Origin of the sequence: Hymenobacter amundsenii (assembly GCF_002204745.1) — a bacterium.
Taxonomy (GTDB): Bacteria; Bacteroidota; Bacteroidia; order Cytophagales; family Hymenobacteraceae; genus Hymenobacter; species Hymenobacter amundsenii.
Map to the genome: position 1 here is coordinate 30,874 of NZ_NIRR01000030.1, position 19,901 is coordinate 50,774.

Here is a 19,901-nt window from a genome sequence, read left to right on the forward strand (position 1 = left end):
TAAAGATTATCCTCAAAAATAAAAAGCGGGGCCGTAAGGCCCCGCTTCTCGTTTTCTGACAACTGACAAATAATTAGTGCTGGTGGCCACCTTCGCCGTGGACGTGGCCGTGGTCCGTTTCCTCAGCCGTGGCTTCGCGGACTTCGGCTACGGTGCCGTCGAAGTGCATGATCATGCCGGCCAGGGGGTGGTTGAAGTCCATTTTCACGGCCGAGTCGCCGATTTCGAGCACTTTGCCCTGCATGTGGTGACCCTGGTTGTCGGCCATGGGCAGGAAGTTGCCTACCTGCAGCATCTCGGCATCCAGCTGGCCGTCGATTTCGAAGACGTTCTTGGGGATTTCGACTACCGCCTGCTCGTCGTATTCGCCGTAGGCCTGCTCGGGGGTGAGGCTGAAGCTGAACGCGTCGCCGGCGTTTTTGCCGTCGAGCTGGCGTTCGAACTCCTCGGGCAACCCGCTCTGGCCGAACAGAAACACCATGGGCGCCTCGGTATCGGTCGATTCTACGAGTACTTTTTCCTGGTTTTCGTCGGTTACGCTCAGGTCGTAAGTGATGGTAACGACTTTATTGGGGCTGATCTGCGTCATGGAATTTCGGGGAAGAATGAAGGGCAAAAGTACTAATTGCTAGTTACGGAAATACTGGCAAAAAAGTGTCCAAAAGGGGGAAACAGACTCGCAAACCCGCTATTGCCACTCTGCAAAATTTGGGGATTTAAGGAAATTTACCAAGCTCCACTATAACCAAATACATTTTAATCTAGTTTTAATGGCTGTATAATTCAACTGATTCATTACATGTTATCTTGCTTTTCTAATACTTCTCCGGCAGTTACTTTTCGCTCCCTGCTTTGCGCCGGAGCCCTATGCGCCCTCACCACTTTTTCGGCCCAGGCCCAGCGTCGCGCCCGGCCCGCCGCCGATAATATGGGCACGACGCCCGTAAATACGGCTACCGCGCCACCCGCCCAAACTGGCCTCAACTACCGCAACCCCGCCGCCGACGACCGGATTCCGATGGAAGCCGCCAAGCGCGACGCCGTAGCGAAGGAAATGGAGGCTACGGTGGTGGAGCTGCTCGAACTCTACCACGATGCCAAGCAAAGCCACTGAAACCTGCGCGGCCCGCTCTACTACCAGCTCCACGAGGCCCTGCAGGGCTACGCCGAAACCTACCTGCACTACACCGATATCCTGGCCGAACGGTCCCTGCAAGTCGGCCGCCCCATTGATGGGCGCACGCCCGTGGTGGCCAGCCAGGCCAACCTGGACGCTTTTCCCGGCGGTTTCCTCGAAGACCGCCAGGTGCTCGACCTGATGAGCACCCGCGTAGACATCGTGGCCAAGCGGGTCCGCGAGCGGATTGAGCGGGTGGGTAAAATCGACGAAACGACGTCGAACCTGCTGCAGGAGTTGAGCTATGCCCTCGATAAGCAGGCGTGGCAGCTGCGGGCAACCCAGCAATAATTACTGTTGGCTAACGCAAAAAGAACGTCATGCCAAAGTTTGGCATGACGTTCTTTTTGCGGTGCATTTTGTTCGTTTCTTCTTCCTTTCTTTTACAGACTTCTTTATGAAACACCTGCTGCCCCTGGCGCTGAGTGCCGCCGCGCTGCTGGCCGGCTGCCAGTCGAACACCAACCCGGCCGAAACGGCCACCACGCCGCCGCCGACCGATACCACGGCCGCTGCCCCGGCCGATACCATGGGCGTGCCCGCCGGTTCCATCCCAACCATCGGGAGCCCGCAGCTGCTGTTCACGCTGCCCGACACCCACAACACCCCCGACGGCTTGGCCCTGGGCCCCGGTGGGCGCATTCTGCTCTCGGTGCCCAACATCGCCAACAACAGCTATCCGGCCTCTATCGTGGAAATCGTGGGCAACGAGTACAAGCCCTTCGCCAGCAACCTGCCCGTGGAGCCCACGACTAAAAAGGCCGCCCCGATGGACCTGGCGTTCGGACCCGACGGCCACGTGTACTACGCCGAAAATCAGTACGAAAACAGCAAGAAATACGTGTCGCGCCTCATGCGCATCAATATGCAGGGCGGGCGGCCAGGCAAAATTGAAACCGTGGTGGATAGCTTTGCGCTGGCCAACGGGGTGGTCTGGAAGGGCAACTTGCTCTACGTCACCGACAGCCAATGGGACCTGCCCGGCAACAATAAGGGCTCGGCCGTGCTGCGTTTCACGCTCGAGGAGCTCAAAGCAACCGGCGGGCCGCTGCACCTTCAGCCCAAAACCCGCGACCCGCACGTGCTGGCCATGTTCACGACCAACGTGAACGAAACCGGCGTGGATAACGGGGCCGACGGCATCGACTACGACAGCCAGGGTAACCTGTACACCGGCTCGTTCGGCGACGGGACGTTCTACAAAATGACCCTTAAGCCCGACGGCACCCTGGGCCGCCAGGAAGCCATGGCCCTGACCGGCGACAAAATTACCTGCATCGACGGCTTCGTGATTGACCGCGCCACCGACAAGGCCTACGTGACGGGTGCCCGCCAGAACGCCATTTTCGTGGTCGATCTGAAGACTAATAATGTTACGATCCTGGCCCAGAACCCCGATACCGACGGCGCGGGCGGCAAAATTGACCAGCCGGCCGAGGTACTGCTCAAGGGCAACCGGCTCTACATCAGCAACTACGACAACCCGGTGAAGCACTTCGTCAATACAAAGTCAGACGCGCCGCACACGGAATCGTATGTTGATTTGCAATAGGGGCATGTGGAGGCGCAAAATGCTCAGAACAAGTGGTGCTTCCGCTCAACTTATTGGTATGGTGCAGCGGCAGCTGAGCTTATTAACATGATGATAATGAAACTGCTGGTGAGTGTTTTGTCCGCTATCATCTGCTCCGTATCGGAGTTTTCCTTCCTTTTCACCCTTTCACTGTTACCCTGAATTATGGCTAAGTCTCCGCCGAAGTTCGAGACTCCGAACACCCCCCAGCCCGCCGACCTGACCACCGGCGACAAAATCACGACCGCCGCCGGCCGCCCCCTGTCCGACATCGAAAACTCGGTGACGGCCGGACCGCGCGGGCCGGTGTTGCAGGAAGATTATGTAGGCTTTGAGCGCCTGGCTCACTTCAACCGCGAGCGGGTGCCCGAGCGCGTAGTACACGCCAAAGGCGTGGGAGCCGAAGGTAAATTCACGGTTACCCACGACATTACGCAGTATACCCGCGCCAAGCTGTTCAGCAAAGTGGGCAATACCTGCGACATGATTTCGCGCTTCAGCACCGTGGCCGGCCACCAAGGCTCGCCCGATACCAACCGCGACCCGCGGGGCTTCTCGCTCAAGTTTTACACCGAGGACGGCAACTGGGACATGGTGGGCAACAACACGCCAGTGTTCTTTGTGAAGGACGGGCAGAAATTCCCCGACTTCATTCACTCGCAGAAGCGCGACCCGCACACCAACATGCGCAGCAAAACCGCCATGTGGGACTTCTGGAGCCTGATGCCCGAGAGCCTGCACCAAGTGCTGATTCTGATGAGCGACCGGGGCACGCCTTACGGCATCCGCCACATGCACGGCTACAGTTCGCACACGTATTCCATGATCAACAAGGATAACGTGCGCACGTGGGTGAAAATGCACTTTATCACCCAGCAGGGCATCAAGAACTTCACCGACGCCGAGGCGACGGAAATGGCTGGTCTGGACCCCGATTTCTCGGCCAACGACCTGATTAACGCCATTACGCAGGGCAACTTCCCGAAGTGGAAGATGTTCATCCAAACCATGCCCGAGGAGCAGGCCGCAACCTACAAGTGGAACTCGTTCGACGTGACCAAGGTGTGGCCCCACGCCGATTTCCCGCTCCAGGAAGTGGGGGAGTTTGAGTTGAACCGGGTGGCCGATAACTACTTCGCCTCCGTCGAGCAGGCCGCCTACTCGCCTTCCAACGTGGTAGACGGCATTAGCTGGTCGCCCGATAAGATGCTGCAAACCCGCATCCTGTCCTACGCCGACGCCCATCGCTACCGCATTGGGGCGAATTACGAGCAGCTGGAAGTGAACCGGCCCCGCTGCCCGTTCAATAACTACCAGCGCGACGGCCACATGGCCCAGGGCAAGAACGGCGGCCAGGGGCCGAACTACTTCCCCAACTCGTTCAGTGGCCCCACCGAAGACAAGAGCGTGAGTGAGTACGCCTATCCGATTGAGGCTACCAAAGCCGCCCGCTACGACCGCAACGCCCCCGGCGACGACGACCACTACACCCAGCCCGGCGACTTGTTCCGCCTCATGACGGAGAAGGCCCAAACCAACACCATCAAGAATACCGTGACCCACATGAGCGGCGTCGAGGGTCCGATGAAGGACGAAATCCTGCGTCGTCAAATCGGGCTCTGGTACAAGGTGGACAAGAAGCTCGGAGCCGGCATTGCCGCTGGTTTGGGCATAAAGATGGACGGCCTCGACGACGGCTACGATGCCAAGGAGTTCAAGCGCATGCACGACCTGTACGCCCCGCCCAAGCCCGTGGACAAGGAGCCGCACGGCGCGGAGTAACTTGTTAAAAGTGAACGTAAAAAGGTCCTTCCAGCACTGCTGGAAGGACCTTTTTTTGTGTTCTCGGGGTGAGGCGCACGCGGGCCCCTACTACTCCTCCAACTCCCAGGCCGTACGGTAGGCCCCGATGCTTTCCACGTACTCCAAAAAGGCCTTGTAGAACGGGTGGGCGCCCAAAGTGCTGGAGTCGCCGACGAGCAGGAGCTTGCGGCGGGCCCGGGTCATGCCCACGTTCATGCGGCGCACGTCCGAGAGGAAGCCGATTTCGGCCTGGGTGTTGCTGCGGGTGAGGCTAATGGCGATAATGTCGCGCTCCTGGCCCTGGAACGAGTCGACGGTGCCCACGCTCAGCATGCGGTGCTCCATGAGACCCACCAGCTCGTCGTTTTCCTCGATGGCGTCCTTGAGGTAGTTGATCTGGGCGCGATAGGGGGCAATTACGCCGATGGTGAGCAGATCGCCCTCATGGTCGGCGGGGTCGTAGGGTTCCAGCAGCTGGGCTAAGCGCCGGAGCAGCAGATCGGCTTCCTCGGGGTTGGCGGTGGATCGGCTTTCGGCAATCGTGAGCTCCTGGAAGCCGAAGCCGGCCGTGTCGAGGAACTCCACGGCCAGATCGGGGGCGAAGCGTGGGTCGTAGGCTGGCAGGTCGGCGTGGGCCACGGCGGGAGCAGCCACCAGGCGGCCCTCGTAGAACTGTTGGGAGCTGAACTCCATAATCAGCTCGTGCATGCGGTACTGCACTTCCAGCATCCGGGCCGTGTCGGGCTGGCGCTTGATGCACTTCTCGAACAGCGTTTCGCGCAGGCCGTCGCGGGCTGCTTTTTCACTTTTCACGGTGGGCGGCAGCTGCTGGTGGTCGCCGGCCAGCACGACGCGGTTGGCCTTGGAAATCGGAATCCAGGAGCCCGGCTCCAGGGCCTGGGCGGCCTCGTCGATGAACACGGTTTCGTAGGTGAGGTGGCGGATGGCGCGGTTGCTGGCGCCCACCAGCGTGCAGGTAATTACCTGCACTTGCTCCAGCAAGTCCTCGGTAATATAGCGCTCCAGCTGGTCCGATTCCTGGAGTAACTCGTGGGCCTGCTGTTTGAGCAACCGGCGCTGCTCACGCTCCTCCCAGCCGAAGTGTTTCTTGAACTTGCCGGCCGCTTCGCGGTACTGTTCAGCCGTTTGACGCAGGCTACGCAGCTCGGCGTAGCTCTTGTGACTCATGATCTGAGCATCGAGCGTGTGCTGGAGCAGCAGATCGGACACCCGCGACGGGTTGCCCATCCGAATGACGTTCACGCCGCGCTCGGCCAGCTTTTCGGTGAGCAGGTCCACGGCCGTATTGCTCGGGGCGCACACCAGCACCCGCCGCTCGCGCCGGATGGTTTCCAGGATGGCCTGCACCAGGGTGGTGGTTTTGCCGGTGCCGGGCGGGCCGTGGATAATGGCCACATCCTGGGCCGCCAGCACGTGGCGCACGGCGGCCAGCTGGCTCTCATTGAGGGGCGAAGGGTAGTAGAGCGTGGCCTCGGCTTCGGGCCGGAAGCGGGCCGGCCGGGCCCCCAGCAGCACGTCGCGCAGCTCGGCCAGGCGCGAGTCGTAGGCACCCATTACCTTGCCCAGGGCGTACTCCATCTCGCGGTAGCTTACCTCGTCGAAGGTCAGGTCAACACCCAGCTTGCCGTCTTCCACCCAGTCGGGTAGGTCCTCTTTGGTGGTGGCGAGCAGGATTTTGTTGCGCTTGACGCTGGTAACTACGCCGCTCAGCGTGGGCCGGTCGGAGCCCGAGCGGCCGGGAATATTGCCGAACAGCGCCGCGTTCTTGCCTACCTGAAACAGGTGTAACGCCCCCTGGCCACCCTGGCGTTCGAGCTCAATGACGAGCTTGCCGCCGAAGCCGATGTCTTCCTTCGTGATTTTAACCGGGTACCAGGTCAGGCCCCGCTTCTGGCGCTCGGCAATACTGGCTTGGGCGCTCTTAATTTTGAATTGCTCGTAGTCCTCCTGCTGCTCGAGCTTCATGAGGGCCTGCACCTTGCGCAGCTCCTTTTCGAGGGCGTAGGGTTCGGTATAAGTAGGTTGTTCAGCCAACAGATTCAGTTTTTGGGGTTCGTAGATAACAACGAAACCGGGCAAAAGGTGGCCGCAAGTTCGGGAGGAATTTAGGAAAGCGGCACCGTAGGCCGGTCAGTTGTAGCTGATGAGCTGAGTATAACACCGCTGGATTCTTCCGTCGGCCCCAAATATAAATAGGTAAGCAAAAGATCGGTCAAACGTGGAAAAGATGTTACGTAAGCCCGGCCCGCCGTCTTGATTGTCACTTACTTCGGCCAGCAGCATATTATTGTCCAGCCGCGAAAACACGATTACCGTGCAACCCTTTGCAGAACCACGATTTGTAGTTAAGCGGGCCGTTAAGGGTGAGAAGTAGGGTTTGTGAAAATGAGAAGTAGGGTTTGTGAAAAGTTGCTATTCCTAATTGGTACAAAGAATCCACTAACCGTCCCTCTTTTTGATAACCCTTGTAACCCCATAATGCCCCAAGGTCTTGGTTAAACCAAGTCAAATCCTTATGAACAATGCTATCAAATACGGCTACGTCTCGAAGATTAAATTCCATCCGGCAATGCTTACGGTCGCGCTTGATGTAGTTGAAAGCTGTTTCGTAAGCTTTTTTGGGAACCGGTAGATACTGGCTGCTACTCAGCAAGGGCATCATTGCCAGAAGGGAAAGCAGAAGTAGTCGCATAGTCGTAATCTGAACACTAACTGACGGGGTAAACTTCCGGGATGGGGTAATGAATGGCACCGTAAGACCCCACCAGCGTAGTCAGCACGTCCAGTTCATTAACTCCATCGTGCCGAGCCGTAGCCCCGAAGAGTTGTTCGATGCGGGGCGAGGCCGCCCGATAATCGGTTTCGGTGCGGAGGAATTTGCTGGTATTCGTATGGTGGCCACGCTGGTGTTGTCTGGTCCGGCAGGGGTACCGCCAGCGTAGTGCGGCCGAGAAAGTAGGTAAATTTACGCGAAGGACATCCTCACTGCTCGCTACCACCAACCAATGCCCTACCTCCCCAATCCCGCCCGCTACGCCGAAATGCCTTACCGCCGCTGCGGCCGCAGCGGGCTGAAATTGCCGGCCGTTTCGCTCGGCCTCTGGCACAACTTCGGCGACGTGGACGTGCTCGAGAACTTCCGCGCCATCCTGCACCGGGCCTTCGACAGCGGCGTGACGCATTTCGACTTGGCCAACAACTACGGCCCACCGCCCGGCTCGGCCGAAACCAACTTCGGGCGCATCCTAAAAGAGGATTTCCGCGGCTACCGCGACGAGCTGGTGATTTCGACCAAGGCCGGCTACGACATGTGGGCGGCCCCTACGGCGAGTGGGGCTCGCGCAAATACCTGCTCTCCAGCCTCGACCAGAGCCTGAAACGGATGCGCCTGGAGTACGTCGACATCTTCTACTCGCACCGTTTCGACCCCGATACGCCCCTCGAAGAAACGATGGGCGCGCTGGCCCAGGCCGTGCGCCAGGGCAAGGCGCTGTACGTGGGCATCAGCAACTACGAGCCCGCCGAAGCCGCCGAGGCCATCCGGTTGCTGCGCGAGTTGGGCACGCCCTGCCTGATTCATCAGCCTCGGTACTCGCTGTTCGAGCTCACCCCCGAAAACGGCCTGCTCGACCTGTTGGGTGCGGAAGGTGTGGGCTGCATTCCGTATTCGCCGCTGGCTCAGGGCCTGCTTACGGGCAAGTACCTGCATGGTATCCCCGACGATTCGCGGGTGGCCAAGGGAGTGGGTTTCCTCACTGAAGACAACCTCACTGAGGAGCGCCTGACCCAAGTTCGGGCGCTGAATGAACTGGCCCAGGAGCGCGGCCAGAGCCTGGCCCAGATGGCCCTGGCCTGGGTGCTGCGCGATGAGCGGGTAACCTCGGTGCTCATCGGGGCCAGCAAACCCGAGCAATTGACGGACTCGTTGCGCTGCCTGGAGCAGTTGGCGTTTAGCACGGACGAATTGGCGCGGATTGAGCAGGTGCTGAAGTAATTGGTTTTCTGCCGTAAAGGCCCGACGGTGGCTCCTGGCCCCGCTCCACTCCAGACTGGAGTGGAGCGGGGCCAGGAGCTGCTCGAAACCGAAGCGTGAGGCAACTGACCGGCCGGGTAGTGGATTTCCGTTTCTACCTTACCGCCGTGATCCACCCTTCAGCCATTTCCTGCGCATGCTAAAACGCTACTCGTTGCTGCTGAGCCTACTGCTGGTGCTTGTCCCCGGCCTGCGGGCCCAGACGCTGGCCGAAAAAACCAAAGGCTTCCAAAAAACGGCCGGTTTCTTTCCGTTTTACTGGGATGAGCAAGGGGGGCGGATTCTGCTCGAAATCGATAAGCTCGACCAGGAAATTCTCTACGTCAGCAGCCTGCCCAACGGGGTCGGCTCCAATGATATGGGCCTCGACCGGGGCCAGATCGGGCAGACGCGCATCGTGAAATTCGTGCGCAGCGGCCCTAAAATCCTGCTGCTCCAGCCCAACTACGACTACCGGGCCGTGAGCCCTAACCCCGACGAGCGCCAGTCGGTGGAGCAGGCCTTTGCCCAGTCGGTTATATGGGGTTTCAAGGCCGAGGCCCGCGAAGGCAACCGCGTGCTCATCGACCTGACGCCCTTTTTGCTGCGCGACTCCCATCAGCTCGGTGATAAGTTGGAGGAGCTCAAGCAGGGCAGCTACAAGGCCGAGGAAAGCCGTTCGGCCGTGTTTTTGCCCCATACCAAGGGCTTCCCGCAAAACTCCGAGTTCGAGGCCATCGTGACGCTGGTGGGTAAGGCCAAGGGTCGCGAAATCAGTTCGGTTACGCCCGACCCCAGCGCCCTGACGGTGCACCTGCATCACTCCTTTATTCAGTTGCCCGACGCCGGCTACCGGCCCCGCGCCTTCGACCCCCGGGCCGGCTACTATGCCAACGAGTTCCTCGACTACGCCACGCCCATCGATCAGCCCCTGGTGCAGCGCCAGCTCATGCGCCACCGCCTGCGCAAAAAAGACCCCGCGGCGGCCAGCAGCGAGGCTGTGGAGCCCATCGTGTACTACCTCGACCGGGGCGCGCCCGAGCCCGTGCGCGCGGCCCTGCTGGAAGGCGCCGCCTGGTGGAACCAGGCCTTTGAGGTCGCCGGCTACCGCAACGCGTTCCAGGTGAAGCTGTTGCCCGAGGGGGCTGACCCCATGGACATCCGCTACAACCTGATTCAGTGGGTGCATCGCTCCACCCGGGGCTGGTCGTACGGGGCCAGCATCGCCGACCCGCGCACCGGCGAAATCATCAAGGGCCAGGTGTCGCTGGGTTCGTTGCGGGTGCGCCAGGATTTCCTCATCGCCGAAGGCCTGCTCCAACCCTACGAGCCGGGGCAGCCCGTTAGCCCCGCCATGCTGCAGATGGCCGTGGCCCGCCTGCGCCAGCTGGCCGCCCATGAGGTGGGCCACACCCTGGGCCTCTACCACAATTACGCCGCCAGCACCCAGGAACGGGCTTCGGTGATGGATTACCCCATGCCCCGGATTCTACTCGGGGCCGATGGCCGCGTGGACCTAAGCCAAGCCTACGCCACCGGCATCGGCAGCTGGGACAAGCGGGCCATTCTCTACGGCTACCAGGATTTCGGGCCCGCCACCGATGAGGCGGCCGCCCTGCAGAGCATCATGCGCCAGACCCTGACCGAGGGCCACGCCTTTATGTCGGATGCCGATGCGCGGGCGCCTGGGGGCGCGCACCCTGCGGCCCACCTCTGGGATGATGGCCCCAACGCCGCCCGCGAGCTTAACCGGCTGATGGACGTGCGCCGCACGCTGCTCGATGGTTTCTCCGAAAAAGCCCTGGCCCCGGGGCGGCCCCTGGCCCAGCTCGAAGAGGTGCTGGTGCCCATCTACCTGCTGCAGCGCTACCAGGTAGAGGCGGCGGCCAAGCAAATCGGGGGGCTCTACTACACCTACGCCCTGAAGGGCGACGGGCAGACCATCACCCGGCTGTTGGAGCCGGCCGAGCAGTGGCAGGCTGTGGAGGCGCTGCTGCGCACGATTTCGCCCCAGGAGCTGGCGCTTTCGGAGGCGCTGCTGGCTAAGATTCCGCCCCGGCCCGTGAACTACGGCCGCAGCCGCGAAACCTTCCCGGCACGCACCGGCCTCACCTTCGACCCATTGGCCGCCGCCGAAACCGCGGCAACCACTACGCTGGAGTTTCTGCTGCACCCCGAACGGGCCGCCCGCCTCGAGCAGTACCACGCCCGCCACGCCGAGCAGCCCGGCCTGAGCGCGGTGCTCGATAAGCTGCTGGCTGCCACCTGGCGCGCCCGCCCCGAAACCGGCCCCGCGGGCGAGTTGCAGCGCCTTGTGCAGCAACTCGCGCTGCGGCAGCTGCTCACGCTGGCCGCCACCCCCACGGCTTCGATGGGCGTGCGGGCTATGGCCGCTTTGAAAGTGGAGGAGCTGAAAGACCAGCTGCAAAAGAGCCAGAAATCAGCCAAAAACGAAAGCCAGTGCGCTACGGCCCTATTCGCCCTACGCACTATCGGGGAGTTCGAGGAAAACCCCGAGAAGTTTCAGCCCGTGCCCGCCCTAACCATGCCCGACGGTGCCCCCATCGGCTCCGATGACTGCGGGGTTTGGTAGCGTGGCTGGCTGAAAAAACGGTATACCTTGCTAAGCATGCGGCTCCGTTATGTTGGTCTGACAATCTCGACTACTCAAGGCTCGTACACCGGCACCGAAAACGTAAAACACGCTCCCTGTCCCTGGGTGCTGCTCACGGTCAACTCACCGCCGTGCAGCTCCACGATTTTGCGGGCAATAGCCAGCCCCAGCCCCGACCCACCCCGCGACTTGCGGCGCACCTGGTCGGAGTGGTAGAACCGGTCGAAGAGGCGGGGTAGGTCGGGAGCGGCAATGCCTGGGCCGGTATCGCGCACCTGCAACGCGAGGCGGCCGGCGGTGGGGGTTACCTGTACGCTCACTGCGCCGCCGGCGGGGGTGTAGCGCAGGGCGTTGTCGAGCAGGTTTTGCAGCACCCGTTCGAGTAAGCCCACGTCGGCGTAGGCGAAGGGCAGGGCGGCGGGGGTGGGGTCAACCCGCAAGGTAACGGCTTGGGTTTGGGCACTGGGTTTGAGCTGCTGCACCACGTCGTGGACTAGCTCGGGGAGCGAAAAGGGCTCGGGCTGGGGCACCGTCTGGTGGGCTTCGAGCTTCGAGAGTTCAAAGAGCTCGGAGATCAAACGCTTAAGGCTGTGGGTGTTTTTGAGGATGGTTTCCAGGTACTGCTGCTGCTCGGCGGGGGCTAGCAAGTGCTGGCGGAGCAAGATGGTTTCGGTGTAGCCCTCAATGCTGGCCAGCGGGGTGCGCAAGTCGTGGGAAATGTTGGCCACCAGCTCGCGGCGCAGGGCATCGGTAGTGCGCAGCTCGTCGAGGGCCTGCTCGGTGCGGACCGACATGGCGTTGAAGGCCGTGGCCAGCTCGCTCAGTTCGTCGTTGGCCCCAATGCCGCGGGCCCGGGCCGAGTAGTCGCCGGCTTGCAGGCGGCGCACCACCGCCACTAGCCGCTGCACATCGCGGGTGAGAAGCGAAATCAGCAGTAGCCCCACCACCAGCACGCCCGCACCGGCCACCAGCAGCGTGCGCAGCAACACGCCCAGCAAGTGGTTCTGGCGCAGCGCAGCTGGTTCGGAAGAAGCGGCGGCGGGCCCGTCGAGGGTGATGTAGAGGTAGCAGTGCACCCCGCCGCCCCTATTGTGCAGCGGGGCCACCGAAAAGGGCCGGGGCCGGGCGGGATGGCGGGGGTCGGTGCCGTAGAGGGGCAGAGGCTGGCGGCCGGCCAGTAGGTCGTGCACCGGAGCCATGGCCACGGTGCGGGTCTGGATTTCGTTGGGCTGGGCGGAGGCGGCCAGCAGGTGCCCGTCAAGCCCAATGAGGTAGAGCTTGATGTTGGGGTTGATGACCATGGCCGCATGGAAGGTTTCGGCAATGGCGGTGGGCGCAATTTCGTTGGTGGCCGAGTCGATGCTGAGCACGTTGGCTATCGAGGCCGCCAAATCCAGGTTGCGGCGCTGCATGTTTTCGGCCAGGTAGTCATCGGCATTGCGCGAGATTAGCAGCAGATACACCCCGCTCACAGCCACCAGCAGGACCACGAACAGCAGCGAGAGGCGCAGCTGCAAGCTCCGGGGGCGGGGCCAGCTCAGCATACGGGCGCTTCGTCGGTGAGCTTATAGCCCACGCCCCACACGGTCAGCACGTAGGTGGGTTGGGCGGGGTCGGGCTCAATTTTGAGTCGCAGGCGGTTGATATGCGAGTTCACCGTGTGCTCGTAGCCCGAATAGGAGTAGCCCCACACCTGATCCAGCAACTCGGTGCGCGAGTAGGTGCGGCCGGGGTGGCGCATGAACTGGGCCAACAGCGCGAATTCCTTGGCCGTTAGCTCCACTGGCCGGCCGGCCACACTCACGCGGTGCAACTCGGTATCGAGCTCCAGCGCCCCGCAACGGAAGCGGATGGGCGCGGCGGCCCCGGCAAATCCGGGCTCTTTGTCGGGGGCCGAGCGGCGCAGGCGGGCTTTCACCCGGGCCAGCAGTTCGCGCACACTGAACGGCTTGGTCAGGTAGTCGTCGGCCCCCAGGTCCAGGGCCAGCACTTTATCAATTTCCTCGGCCTTGCTCGTGAGCATGAGAATGGGCGTGCTCACGCGCTGCTCCCGGATGCGGCGGCACACCTCAATGCCACTCAAACCGGGCAGCATAATATCGAGAATAATCACGTCAAACTCTCCCTCTGTGGCTTGGCGCAGCCCTTCCAGCCCATTGGTAGCCACCGTTGCACCACAGTCGATGTCGCGCAGATTCACCGCTACCAGCGCGGCAATGTCGGCGTCGTCCTCCACAATCAGGGCGTGTTTGGTGGGCATTTTTTTGAGCTGATAGCTAGTAGCTGTTGGCTATTAGCTCTTGGGGTAAAGTAACGTGGGGAAGCTGTTTGGAAAGTCAAAAAGAACACCATGCTGAGCGAAGTCGAAGCATCCCTACCGCTTCGTTGCAGTCACGGTTCAACGGAGCGGTAGAGATACTTCGACTGCGCTCAGCATGATGTTCTTTTCAACTTTCCAAACAGCTTCTATCAGAGTAACGAACATACGCAGGATAACCCGTAAGACGCAGTTCAAAACCTACTTCCACTCCCAGGCTACGCCCACCGTGAACTGGCTGCCGGCGTACACGTTGCGCAGCTTGCCGAAGCCGGTGGCCCAGTCGGCCGTAAGCCAAAGGTGGTCGATGGCGGCGTAGTTGGCCCCCAACGCGGCCGTGGAGTAAGCCACGCCCTCGCCAATGCCGATGCTGGCCAGCCGACCGGAACGCGGCGTTTGCACGTTGGCCAGCGTCCGAACCGTGCCTGTCAGCCAGATTTTGCGCAGCAGTAAATAACCCACTTGGGCGCTGTAGCTATACTGATTGGTGAAGCCTTTAGTGCGGGCGTTAAAACCCACATTTACGGTGCCATAAAGCTGCTCGAAGAAGCTGTGCGACAGGGCGGCGTGGGTCCAGACGTTAAACTCGCCGTCGCCAGTAGGTAGGACAATTACTATTTGCGAGTTGCTGGTGTTAGTGCCGCGGGCATCAGGGTTGCCGGTGGGCAGCTCGGCGGTTACGCTTACGGCCAGCGGCCAGGCCCCACGCAGCACCCCGTAGCGCAGCCCCAACTGCGCATCGCCGATGCCCTGCGTGGCCGTGGAGGCGCTGAACCTGGCCCGCCGGTAAGCCGGAAAATTCAGCACCGCTTCCAGATGATGGCCCAACCCCACTTCGGCGTATAGGCTGGCCACCTGCTGGGTGAAACGATTGGTGGTAATCTCCTGGCCCGCGAGCGTGTAATATTTGTTTGTATTGACGCTGGTGAGGCCGATTTTGGCGTAGGCCCCACCGGCGGGCCGAATCCAGCCACCACCAGCGTGAGCGGTGCCGCCCATACCCAGCAGCCCGCCCGCCAGCAGCAGCCCCACGCCAGTCCTGACAGCCGCCCGCACTATTTCAGCGGGGCCGCCCCGAAGTTAATGGAGGCAGTTTCGCAGTAGAACACCACGGTGGAGAACGACTCCAGCCCGCCCCGGTCGATGAGGAAAACCTGCCGGCCGTTCTTATTCACCAAGGCTACCACCTTCACGTTGGTAGCATCGGCCCGGCGCTGGGCTCCGATATTGGTGGCGTCTTTGGCTAAGTAAATGGTAACGGTGCCCGTGTGAAAGTCCGATACAAAATTATCGGCCAGCTGCACGAATTCGCGGTTGTCGGCGTCGCGCACGATGGTGAGCATCCCGGTGGTAGGCGTGCCGCTCTGGGGCGCAATGGTGCCGGTTTTAAGCGTGGTAAGGTTGCCGTTGGGCGTAACCGTGCCGGTGGTGGGGGTCTGCGGAGCCGGGTCGTTGTCGTTGCTGCTGGAGCAAGACGACAGTAGGCTAGGCGTACCCAGCAGGGCCACTAGTAAAAGGGGAAACAGTAGCTTTTTCATGCGTTCGGAGGAAATGGATGAGCAATGAGCTAAAGTTCGCCTCTACATCTCACGAAAGTATCACGAATGTGCTATATATCTGTGTTCTCTGCTTTCGGGAACTCCCTGGGCCAAGCCGCTAAATCCTCTCCTTGGAAAGGAGAGGATTTAGCCCTGGTTGCTGGTCTGCAACTTGATTTAGCTACTACTCGAAGAAGTCGGTGGGGTCGGCCTGGGCCAGATACTTGCTCAGAGCCCCCAAATCGGCAAACACGGGCTGCACCAGCGCCAGCAGCCGCGCCGTGGCGGCCGGCCCATCGGTGTAGGCCCGGAAAATCTCACCCGCTCCGGCCAGCTCCACATGGTCGAGCAGCTCGGGGTCGTGTTCCTCCAGAATGGTTTCGATGTGCTCGGCCCAGCTGGCCCCGCCGCCTCCAAACCCATACCGCTCGAACACCACGTAGTAATCGTCCATGTCCGAGAGGTCGACCAGCAGGCGCTGCTGCCGCTCGGGCGTCATCAGTTCCGGCGAAACCTGGGTGAGGATGAAGGGGTGAGTGTCGGGGGGCGTCGTGGGCATAGGGCCGCAAGGTACGGCGGGCAGGGTAGAGAGAGGCTTGTGGCAGTTTCGCAACCTGGTCCACCGTTTGCGAAACCACTATAGCTCCGCTCAATCTATACAGAAGTGTGTCAGTTTTTTTATGAAGGTAATCATCTGTTTTTCAATTGACAATAGAATTAATAACCTGAATGTGCTGCTGCTATGGCAACATTAAACAATTATGCCGTAAATATACGACATATCATGACGTATATTTACGACATAGTCATTCGCTTCTCTCTATGACCTACGCCAAAACCGCCGCTTTTACCGCCGACCAGCAGCAGCTGGCCCGCGTAGCCAAAGCCCTGGCCCACCCGGCGCGGGTGGCCATCATTCAGCTGCTGGCCAGCAAGCACACCTGCATCTCGGGCGATATTGCCGCCGAGCTGCCACTCTCGCGCACCACCGTTTTCCAGCACTTGCAGGAACTCAAAGCCCTGGACCTGATTCGTGGCGAAATTGACGGGCTCACGGTCTGCTACTGCCTCAATACCGAGCTGCTACTCCAGGTACAGCAGCAGTTCACCAGCTTCTTCACGGCCGCCACTACCGGCGCGGCCTGCGGCCCGGACGATGGCTGCGCATGTTAAGCATTGAGCTGATAGCTATTAGACTTCCTGTTCAATAACAGGTAGTTGCCTTAAAGAATACTGTAACAGACACTCAGCTTTTCAACCCCCTCAACCATGAATATTTCTGAAATGAAGCAGGCCCTGACGGGGCTCAGCGCGGTGAGTTTCCGCCTGCCCACCGGTGAGCAGTTGCCCCCGCACTTCCACGTCACGGAAGTGGGCCTGGTCAGCAAGCACTTTGTTGATTGCGGCGGGGTGGAGCGTCGCGAAACGGTGGCCAACTTCCAGCTCTGGGAAGCCGGCGACTACGACCACCGGCTGGCTCCCCAGAAATTCCTGCACATCCTCAACCTGTCGGACAAGATTCTGGGCAGTGAGGATTTAGCCATCGAAGTGGAGTATCAGCAGGCGACCATCGGCAAGTTCGGCCTCACCTTCGACGGCACCGATTTCTTGCTTACGGCCAAGCAAACCGCCTGCCTGGCCCAGGACGCCTGCGGCATCCCCGACGCTCAGCAAATAGCCCTGCCACAGCTGCAAATGGCTGCCTGCACGCCCAGCGGCGGGTGCTGCTAAGGCTGGCGTATTCGCTGTAGAGACGCGCCCCACTGCGGTTTGTCGTTGAACGATTACCGGCCAACGGGCAGCCGCGATAGGTCGCGGCGATACAGCCTATTCATTGCCGTAGAAATTCCTGCGACTTACTCTTCCTGCTTCATCTCGTCTTGCTTCATCTCGTCTTGACTTCGCACCCATCCACCCGGCCCGCCCCGGCCCCCGCCGTGCTGGCCGAAAAAAAGCTCTCGGGTCTTGACCGGGGCCTTACGCTCTGGATATTTCTGGCCATGCTGCTGGGCGTGGGCCTGGGATACTTCGTGCCCGGCTTCAACGACGCGGTAAACTACTTTTCGGTGGGCACCTTGAACGTACCGCTGGCCATTGGGCTGGTGCTGATGATGTACCCGCCACTGGCCAAAGTGAAGTACGAGCAGCTGCCCACCGTCTTCCGCAACACGCGCATTATCGGGCTCTCGCTGGTGCTGAACTGGGTGGTGGGGCCAGTGCTCATGTTCGGGTTGGCCATCTGGCTACTGCCCGATAAGCCCGAGTACATGATGGGCCTGATACTTATCGGAATTGCCCGCTGCATTGCCATGGTGCTGGTCTGGAACGACTTGGCCGACGGCAGCCGCGAGTACGCCGCCGGGCTGGTGGCGCTCAACTCCATCTTCCAGGTGCTGTTTTATGCGGTGCTGGCTTGGCTGTTTATCACGGTGCTGCCGCCGTATTTCGGGCTGCAGGGCTACGCCGTGAACATCGGCATCTGGGACATTGCCCAGAGCGTGCTAGTGTACCTGGGCATTCCGTTTGCGGCCGGGTTTCTGTCGCGCCTGGTGTTGCGCTGGCTTAAAGGCGACGCCTGGTACGAGCAGGTCTATATCCCGGCCATCAGCCCGATTACGCTGGTGGCCTTGCTGCTGACGATTGTAGTCATGTTCAGCCTCAAGGGCGAAACCATTGTGCAGGTGCCGCTGGATGTGCTGCGCATTGCCCTGCCGCTGGCGCTGTATTTCGGCATCATGTTCGTGGTCAGCTTTGCGGCCGGCAAGTGGCTGGGGGCCGGTTACGCCGAAAATGCCAGCATTGCCTTCACGGCCACCGGCAACAACTTCGAGCTGGCCATTGCCGTGGCCATCGGGGTGTTCGGCCTGAACTCGGGCCAGGCTTTCGCCGGCGTCATCGGCCCGCTGATTGAGGTGCCGGCCCTGATTGCGCTGGTTAACGTGGCTTTCTGGTTCCGCCGCCGCTGGTACGGTGGCAAAACGGCGGCGTAAGCAGTTCCCTTTAGGTTTACGCAGAACGGCTGTAGTGCGAAGATTCAGCTTGGCGTATCATTGAACAGAATTGTCCGGAAGTCAGCAACGACCCGCGAAGCCGGAGCTTAGCTTCGCTGTACTTCAGTTCGCGCTACAGCTTTTCACTTCTCATCTACCGCTTCTCACCATTGCTTATGGAAAGCAAGAAAAACGTACTGGTGCTCTGTACCGGCAACTCCTGCCGAAGCCAGCTGCTGCACGGCTACCTCGAACAAATTTTGGGCGAGCGGGCTGCCGTGTACAGCGCCGGCGTGGAAGTGCATGGCCTCAACCCCCGTGCCGTGCGCGTAATGGCCGAGGACGGCCTGGACATCAGCCACCACACCAGCAACCACGTGGACGAGTACGCGGCCGTGCCCTTCGACCACGTGCTGACCGTATGCGACCACGCCCAGGAGGTGTGCCCGGTGTTCCCATCCATGGCCCAGAAACGCCACCACAACTTCCCCGACCCTGCCAAAGCCACTGGCACCGAAGAAGAAATCAGCCAGCAGTTTCGCCAGGTGCGCGACCAGGTGAAGGCCTATGCCCACAATTTCGCGCGGACCGAATTCCCAACTGCCTAACGCCTATGGCCACCGTTTCTGCTGACTTTACCACCGATGTGCTCGTTATCGGGGCTGGCCAGAGCGGGCTGGCCGTGGGCTACTATTTGCGGCGGGCGGGCCTGAATTTCGTACTGCTCGACGACCAGGCGGCTCCCGGCGGGGCCTGGCCCCACGGCTGGAACTCGCTCCGGCTGTTCTCGCCGGCCGATGCCAGCTCCCTGCCCGGCTGGCTCATGCCCCGGCCATCCGCCAACGACAGCGGCTTCCCCACCCGCGACGCGGTAATTGACTACCTCACGCAGTACGAGCAGCGCTACGAACTACCGGTGCGCCGCCCCGTGCGCGTGGCCGCTGTGCGCCGGTCATCGTCGTTGTCGGGCAGTGTGGGCAGCTTCGTGGTAGAAACCGATGCCGGTACGTACCAGGCGCGGGCCGTGGTATGCGCAACGGGCAGTTGGCGCAACCCCATTGTGCCGCAATTCCCCGGCCAGGCCGATTTCGGCGGTGTGCAGCTGCACTCGGCCCAGTACAAGCAGGCGGCACCGTTTGCCGGGCAGCGGGTGCTGGTGGTGGGCAGCGGCAACTCCGGGGCCCAGGTGCTGGCCGAAGTCTCCCAGGTAGCCCGCACTACCTGGGTCACCCAGGAAGAACCCCGCTTCCTGCCCGACGACGTGGATGGCCGGGTACTCTTCACCCAGGCCACTCAGCGCTACAATGCCCAGGCCGGCGCGGCGGCAGCTCCGCCAGCCACGCTCGGCCACATCGTGATGGTGCCGCCCGTGAAGGAAGCCCGCGGCCGAGGCATGCTGGGGAGTGTACGGCCGTTCGTGCGGTTCACACAAACGGGTGTTGTGTGGGCGGATGGGCGCGAGGAAGCCGTGGATGCGGTTATCTGGTGCACCGGTTTCCGGCCTGCACTATCGTTTCTGGCCGGCCTGGGCGTACTGCATCCCAATGGCCGGGTGGCTACCGCAGGTGCCCGCGCCACCGCCGTGCCCGGCTTGTGGTTGGTAGGTTACGGCACCTGGACGGGTTTTGCCTCGGCCACACTCATCGGTGTGGGCCGCTCGGCCCGCGCTGCCGCCGACGAAATCAAGGCGTTCCTAGAGGCTGTTATGGTCTAGTAGTGTAATTTGGGGTATGGCACAGCAAAGAGGATACCCCAGCGACGTATTGGATGCGGAATGGACGTTTGTAGCACCCTATTTGGCCCTGGTGCGGGAAGAGGCGCCGCAACGCGAGCATGCGCTGCGCGACGTGTTCAAC

The 19,901-nt window shown here is 61.2% G+C and carries 18 protein-coding genes and 1 pseudogene; 11 read left to right on the forward strand and 8 right to left on the reverse strand.

Annotated features, from left to right (window positions below; genetic code table 11):
* Window positions 1-73: 73 nt before the first annotated feature.
* Window positions 74-589 (reverse strand): FKBP-type peptidyl-prolyl cis-trans isomerase, encoded by a 516-nt coding sequence (locus CDA63_RS15420; protein ID WP_088465354.1) that lies wholly within the window; start codon window positions 587-589, stop codon window positions 74-76.
* Between the two features lie 210 nt (window positions 590-799).
* On the opposite strand from CDA63_RS15420, the gene CDA63_RS21415 reads away from it, so the two are divergent.
* The 4 genes from CDA63_RS21415 to CDA63_RS15435 all read left to right on the forward strand — a co-directional run bounded on the left by CDA63_RS21415 (window position 800) and on the right by CDA63_RS15435 (window position 4,532).
* Window positions 800-1,114 (forward strand): hypothetical protein, encoded by a 315-nt coding sequence (locus CDA63_RS21415; protein WP_242434698.1) that lies wholly within the window; start codon window positions 800-802, stop codon window positions 1,112-1,114.
* A gap of 3 nt (window positions 1,115-1,117) precedes the next feature.
* Window positions 1,118-1,468 carry a ferritin-like domain-containing protein gene (locus tag CDA63_RS21420; protein WP_262490669.1) on the forward strand — a complete coding sequence of 117 codons (351 nt, stop codon included), beginning with the start codon at window positions 1,118-1,120 and terminating at the stop codon, window positions 1,466-1,468.
* A 106-nt stretch (window positions 1,469-1,574) separates the two neighbouring features.
* On the forward strand, window positions 1,575-2,729 hold the full coding sequence (locus tag CDA63_RS15430; protein ID WP_088465355.1) for an SMP-30/gluconolactonase/LRE family protein: 1,155 nt from the start codon (window positions 1,575-1,577) through the stop codon (window positions 2,727-2,729).
* Between the two features lie 186 nt (window positions 2,730-2,915).
* Window positions 2,916-4,532, forward strand: a complete 1,617-nt coding sequence (locus tag CDA63_RS15435) for a catalase (RefSeq protein ID WP_088465356.1) — start codon at window positions 2,916-2,918, stop codon at window positions 4,530-4,532.
* A 90-nt stretch (window positions 4,533-4,622) separates the two neighbouring features.
* Here the strand turns inward: CDA63_RS15435 and CDA63_RS15440 are convergent, their stop codons facing one another.
* Window positions 4,623-6,608: an AAA domain-containing protein gene (locus CDA63_RS15440; protein WP_088465373.1), complete on the reverse strand. Its 1,986-nt coding sequence runs from the start codon at window positions 6,606-6,608 to the stop codon at window positions 4,623-4,625.
* 250 nt (window positions 6,609-6,858) lie between these two features.
* Entirely contained in the window at window positions 6,859-7,236 is a 378-nt protein-coding gene (locus CDA63_RS15445; RefSeq protein WP_126546897.1) for a hypothetical protein, read from the reverse strand.
* A 343-nt stretch (window positions 7,237-7,579) separates the two neighbouring features.
* Between CDA63_RS15445 and mgrA the strand changes: the two are divergent.
* Both mgrA and CDA63_RS15455 read left to right on the forward strand, forming a co-directional pair.
* A pseudogene (gene mgrA, locus CDA63_RS15450) lies at window positions 7,580-8,568 on the forward strand (L-glyceraldehyde 3-phosphate reductase).
* A 175-nt stretch (window positions 8,569-8,743) separates the two neighbouring features.
* Window positions 8,744-11,179, forward strand: a complete 2,436-nt coding sequence (locus tag CDA63_RS15455; protein WP_088465358.1) for a zinc-dependent metalloprotease — start codon at window positions 8,744-8,746, stop codon at window positions 11,177-11,179.
* A 74-nt stretch (window positions 11,180-11,253) separates the two neighbouring features.
* Here CDA63_RS15455 and CDA63_RS15460 read toward each other — a convergent pair whose 3' ends face one another.
* From CDA63_RS15460 to CDA63_RS15480, 5 genes are all read right to left on the reverse strand, one after another.
* Window positions 11,254-12,744: a sensor histidine kinase gene (locus CDA63_RS15460; protein WP_088465359.1), complete on the reverse strand. Its 1,491-nt coding sequence runs from the start codon at window positions 12,742-12,744 to the stop codon at window positions 11,254-11,256.
* The gene (locus CDA63_RS15465) at window positions 12,738-13,460 is read right to left on the reverse strand and encodes a response regulator transcription factor (RefSeq protein WP_088465360.1); all 723 of its coding nucleotides are present in this window, start codon (window positions 13,458-13,460) and stop codon (window positions 12,738-12,740) included. The genes CDA63_RS15460 and CDA63_RS15465 overlap by 7 nt, the downstream gene beginning before the upstream one ends.
* Window positions 13,461-13,718: 258 nt before the next feature.
* Complete coding sequence (locus tag CDA63_RS15470; RefSeq protein ID WP_206780464.1) at window positions 13,719-14,573, reverse strand: hypothetical protein; 855 nt, start codon at window positions 14,571-14,573, stop codon at window positions 13,719-13,721.
* On the reverse strand, window positions 14,573-15,055 hold the full coding sequence (locus CDA63_RS15475; protein ID WP_088465362.1) for a DM13 domain-containing protein: 483 nt from the start codon (window positions 15,053-15,055) through the stop codon (window positions 14,573-14,575). Before CDA63_RS15475 ends, CDA63_RS15470 begins: the two co-directional genes overlap by 1 nt.
* A 184-nt stretch (window positions 15,056-15,239) precedes the next feature.
* Window positions 15,240-15,614 carry a hypothetical protein gene (locus tag CDA63_RS15480; protein WP_088465363.1) on the reverse strand — a complete coding sequence of 125 codons (375 nt, stop codon included), beginning with the start codon at window positions 15,612-15,614 and terminating at the stop codon, window positions 15,240-15,242.
* 263 nt (window positions 15,615-15,877) lie between these two features.
* On the opposite strand from CDA63_RS15480, the gene CDA63_RS15485 reads away from it, so the two are divergent.
* The 5 genes from CDA63_RS15485 to CDA63_RS15505 all read left to right on the forward strand — a co-directional run bounded on the left by CDA63_RS15485 (window position 15,878) and on the right by CDA63_RS15505 (window position 19,759).
* Complete coding sequence (locus tag CDA63_RS15485) at window positions 15,878-16,228, forward strand: ArsR/SmtB family transcription factor (protein WP_088465364.1); 351 nt, start codon at window positions 15,878-15,880, stop codon at window positions 16,226-16,228.
* A gap of 96 nt (window positions 16,229-16,324) precedes the next feature.
* The gene (locus CDA63_RS15490) at window positions 16,325-16,786 is read left to right on the forward strand and encodes a DUF6428 family protein (RefSeq protein WP_088465365.1); all 462 of its coding nucleotides are present in this window, start codon (window positions 16,325-16,327) and stop codon (window positions 16,784-16,786) included.
* 164 nt (window positions 16,787-16,950) lie between these two features.
* Entirely contained in the window at window positions 16,951-18,045 is a 1,095-nt protein-coding gene (arsB, locus tag CDA63_RS15495) for an ACR3 family arsenite efflux transporter (protein ID WP_088465366.1), read from the forward strand.
* Between the two features lie 176 nt (window positions 18,046-18,221).
* Window positions 18,222-18,653, forward strand: a complete 432-nt coding sequence (locus CDA63_RS15500; protein ID WP_088465367.1) for an arsenate reductase ArsC — start codon at window positions 18,222-18,224, stop codon at window positions 18,651-18,653.
* A 5-nt stretch (window positions 18,654-18,658) separates the two neighbouring features.
* The gene (locus CDA63_RS15505) at window positions 18,659-19,759 is read left to right on the forward strand and encodes an ArsO family NAD(P)H-dependent flavin-containing monooxygenase (protein WP_088465368.1); all 1,101 of its coding nucleotides are present in this window, start codon (window positions 18,659-18,661) and stop codon (window positions 19,757-19,759) included.
* Window positions 19,760-19,901: the final 142 nt, after the last annotated feature.

Coding starts and splice junctions, on each gene's coding strand:
- CDA63_RS15420 (WP_088465354.1), bottom strand. CDS start 589: ATGACGCAGATCAGCCCCAATAAAGTCGTTACCATCACTTACGACCTG.
- CDA63_RS21415 (WP_242434698.1), top strand. CDS start 800: ATGTTATCTTGCTTTTCTAATACTTCTCCGGCAGTTACTTTTCGCTCC.
- CDA63_RS15430 (WP_088465355.1), top strand. CDS start 1,575: ATGAAACACCTGCTGCCCCTGGCGCTGAGTGCCGCCGCGCTGCTGGCC.
- CDA63_RS15435 (WP_088465356.1), top strand. CDS start 2,916: ATGGCTAAGTCTCCGCCGAAGTTCGAGACTCCGAACACCCCCCAGCCC.
- CDA63_RS15445 (WP_126546897.1), bottom strand. CDS start 7,236: ATGATGCCCTTGCTGAGTAGCAGCCAGTATCTACCGGTTCCCAAAAAA.
- CDA63_RS15455 (WP_088465358.1), top strand. CDS start 8,744: ATGCTAAAACGCTACTCGTTGCTGCTGAGCCTACTGCTGGTGCTTGTC.
- CDA63_RS15460 (WP_088465359.1), bottom strand. CDS start 12,744: ATGCTGAGCTGGCCCCGCCCCCGGAGCTTGCAGCTGCGCCTCTCGCTG.
- CDA63_RS15465 (WP_088465360.1), bottom strand. CDS start 13,460: ATGCCCACCAAACACGCCCTGATTGTGGAGGACGACGCCGACATTGCC.
- CDA63_RS15475 (WP_088465362.1), bottom strand. CDS start 15,055: ATGAAAAAGCTACTGTTTCCCCTTTTACTAGTGGCCCTGCTGGGTACG.
- CDA63_RS15480 (WP_088465363.1), bottom strand. CDS start 15,614: ATGCCCACGACGCCCCCCGACACTCACCCCTTCATCCTCACCCAGGTT.
- CDA63_RS15485 (WP_088465364.1), top strand. CDS start 15,878: ATGACCTACGCCAAAACCGCCGCTTTTACCGCCGACCAGCAGCAGCTG.
- CDA63_RS15490 (WP_088465365.1), top strand. CDS start 16,325: ATGAATATTTCTGAAATGAAGCAGGCCCTGACGGGGCTCAGCGCGGTG.
- CDA63_RS15500 (WP_088465367.1), top strand. CDS start 18,222: ATGGAAAGCAAGAAAAACGTACTGGTGCTCTGTACCGGCAACTCCTGC.
- CDA63_RS15505 (WP_088465368.1), top strand. CDS start 18,659: ATGGCCACCGTTTCTGCTGACTTTACCACCGATGTGCTCGTTATCGGG.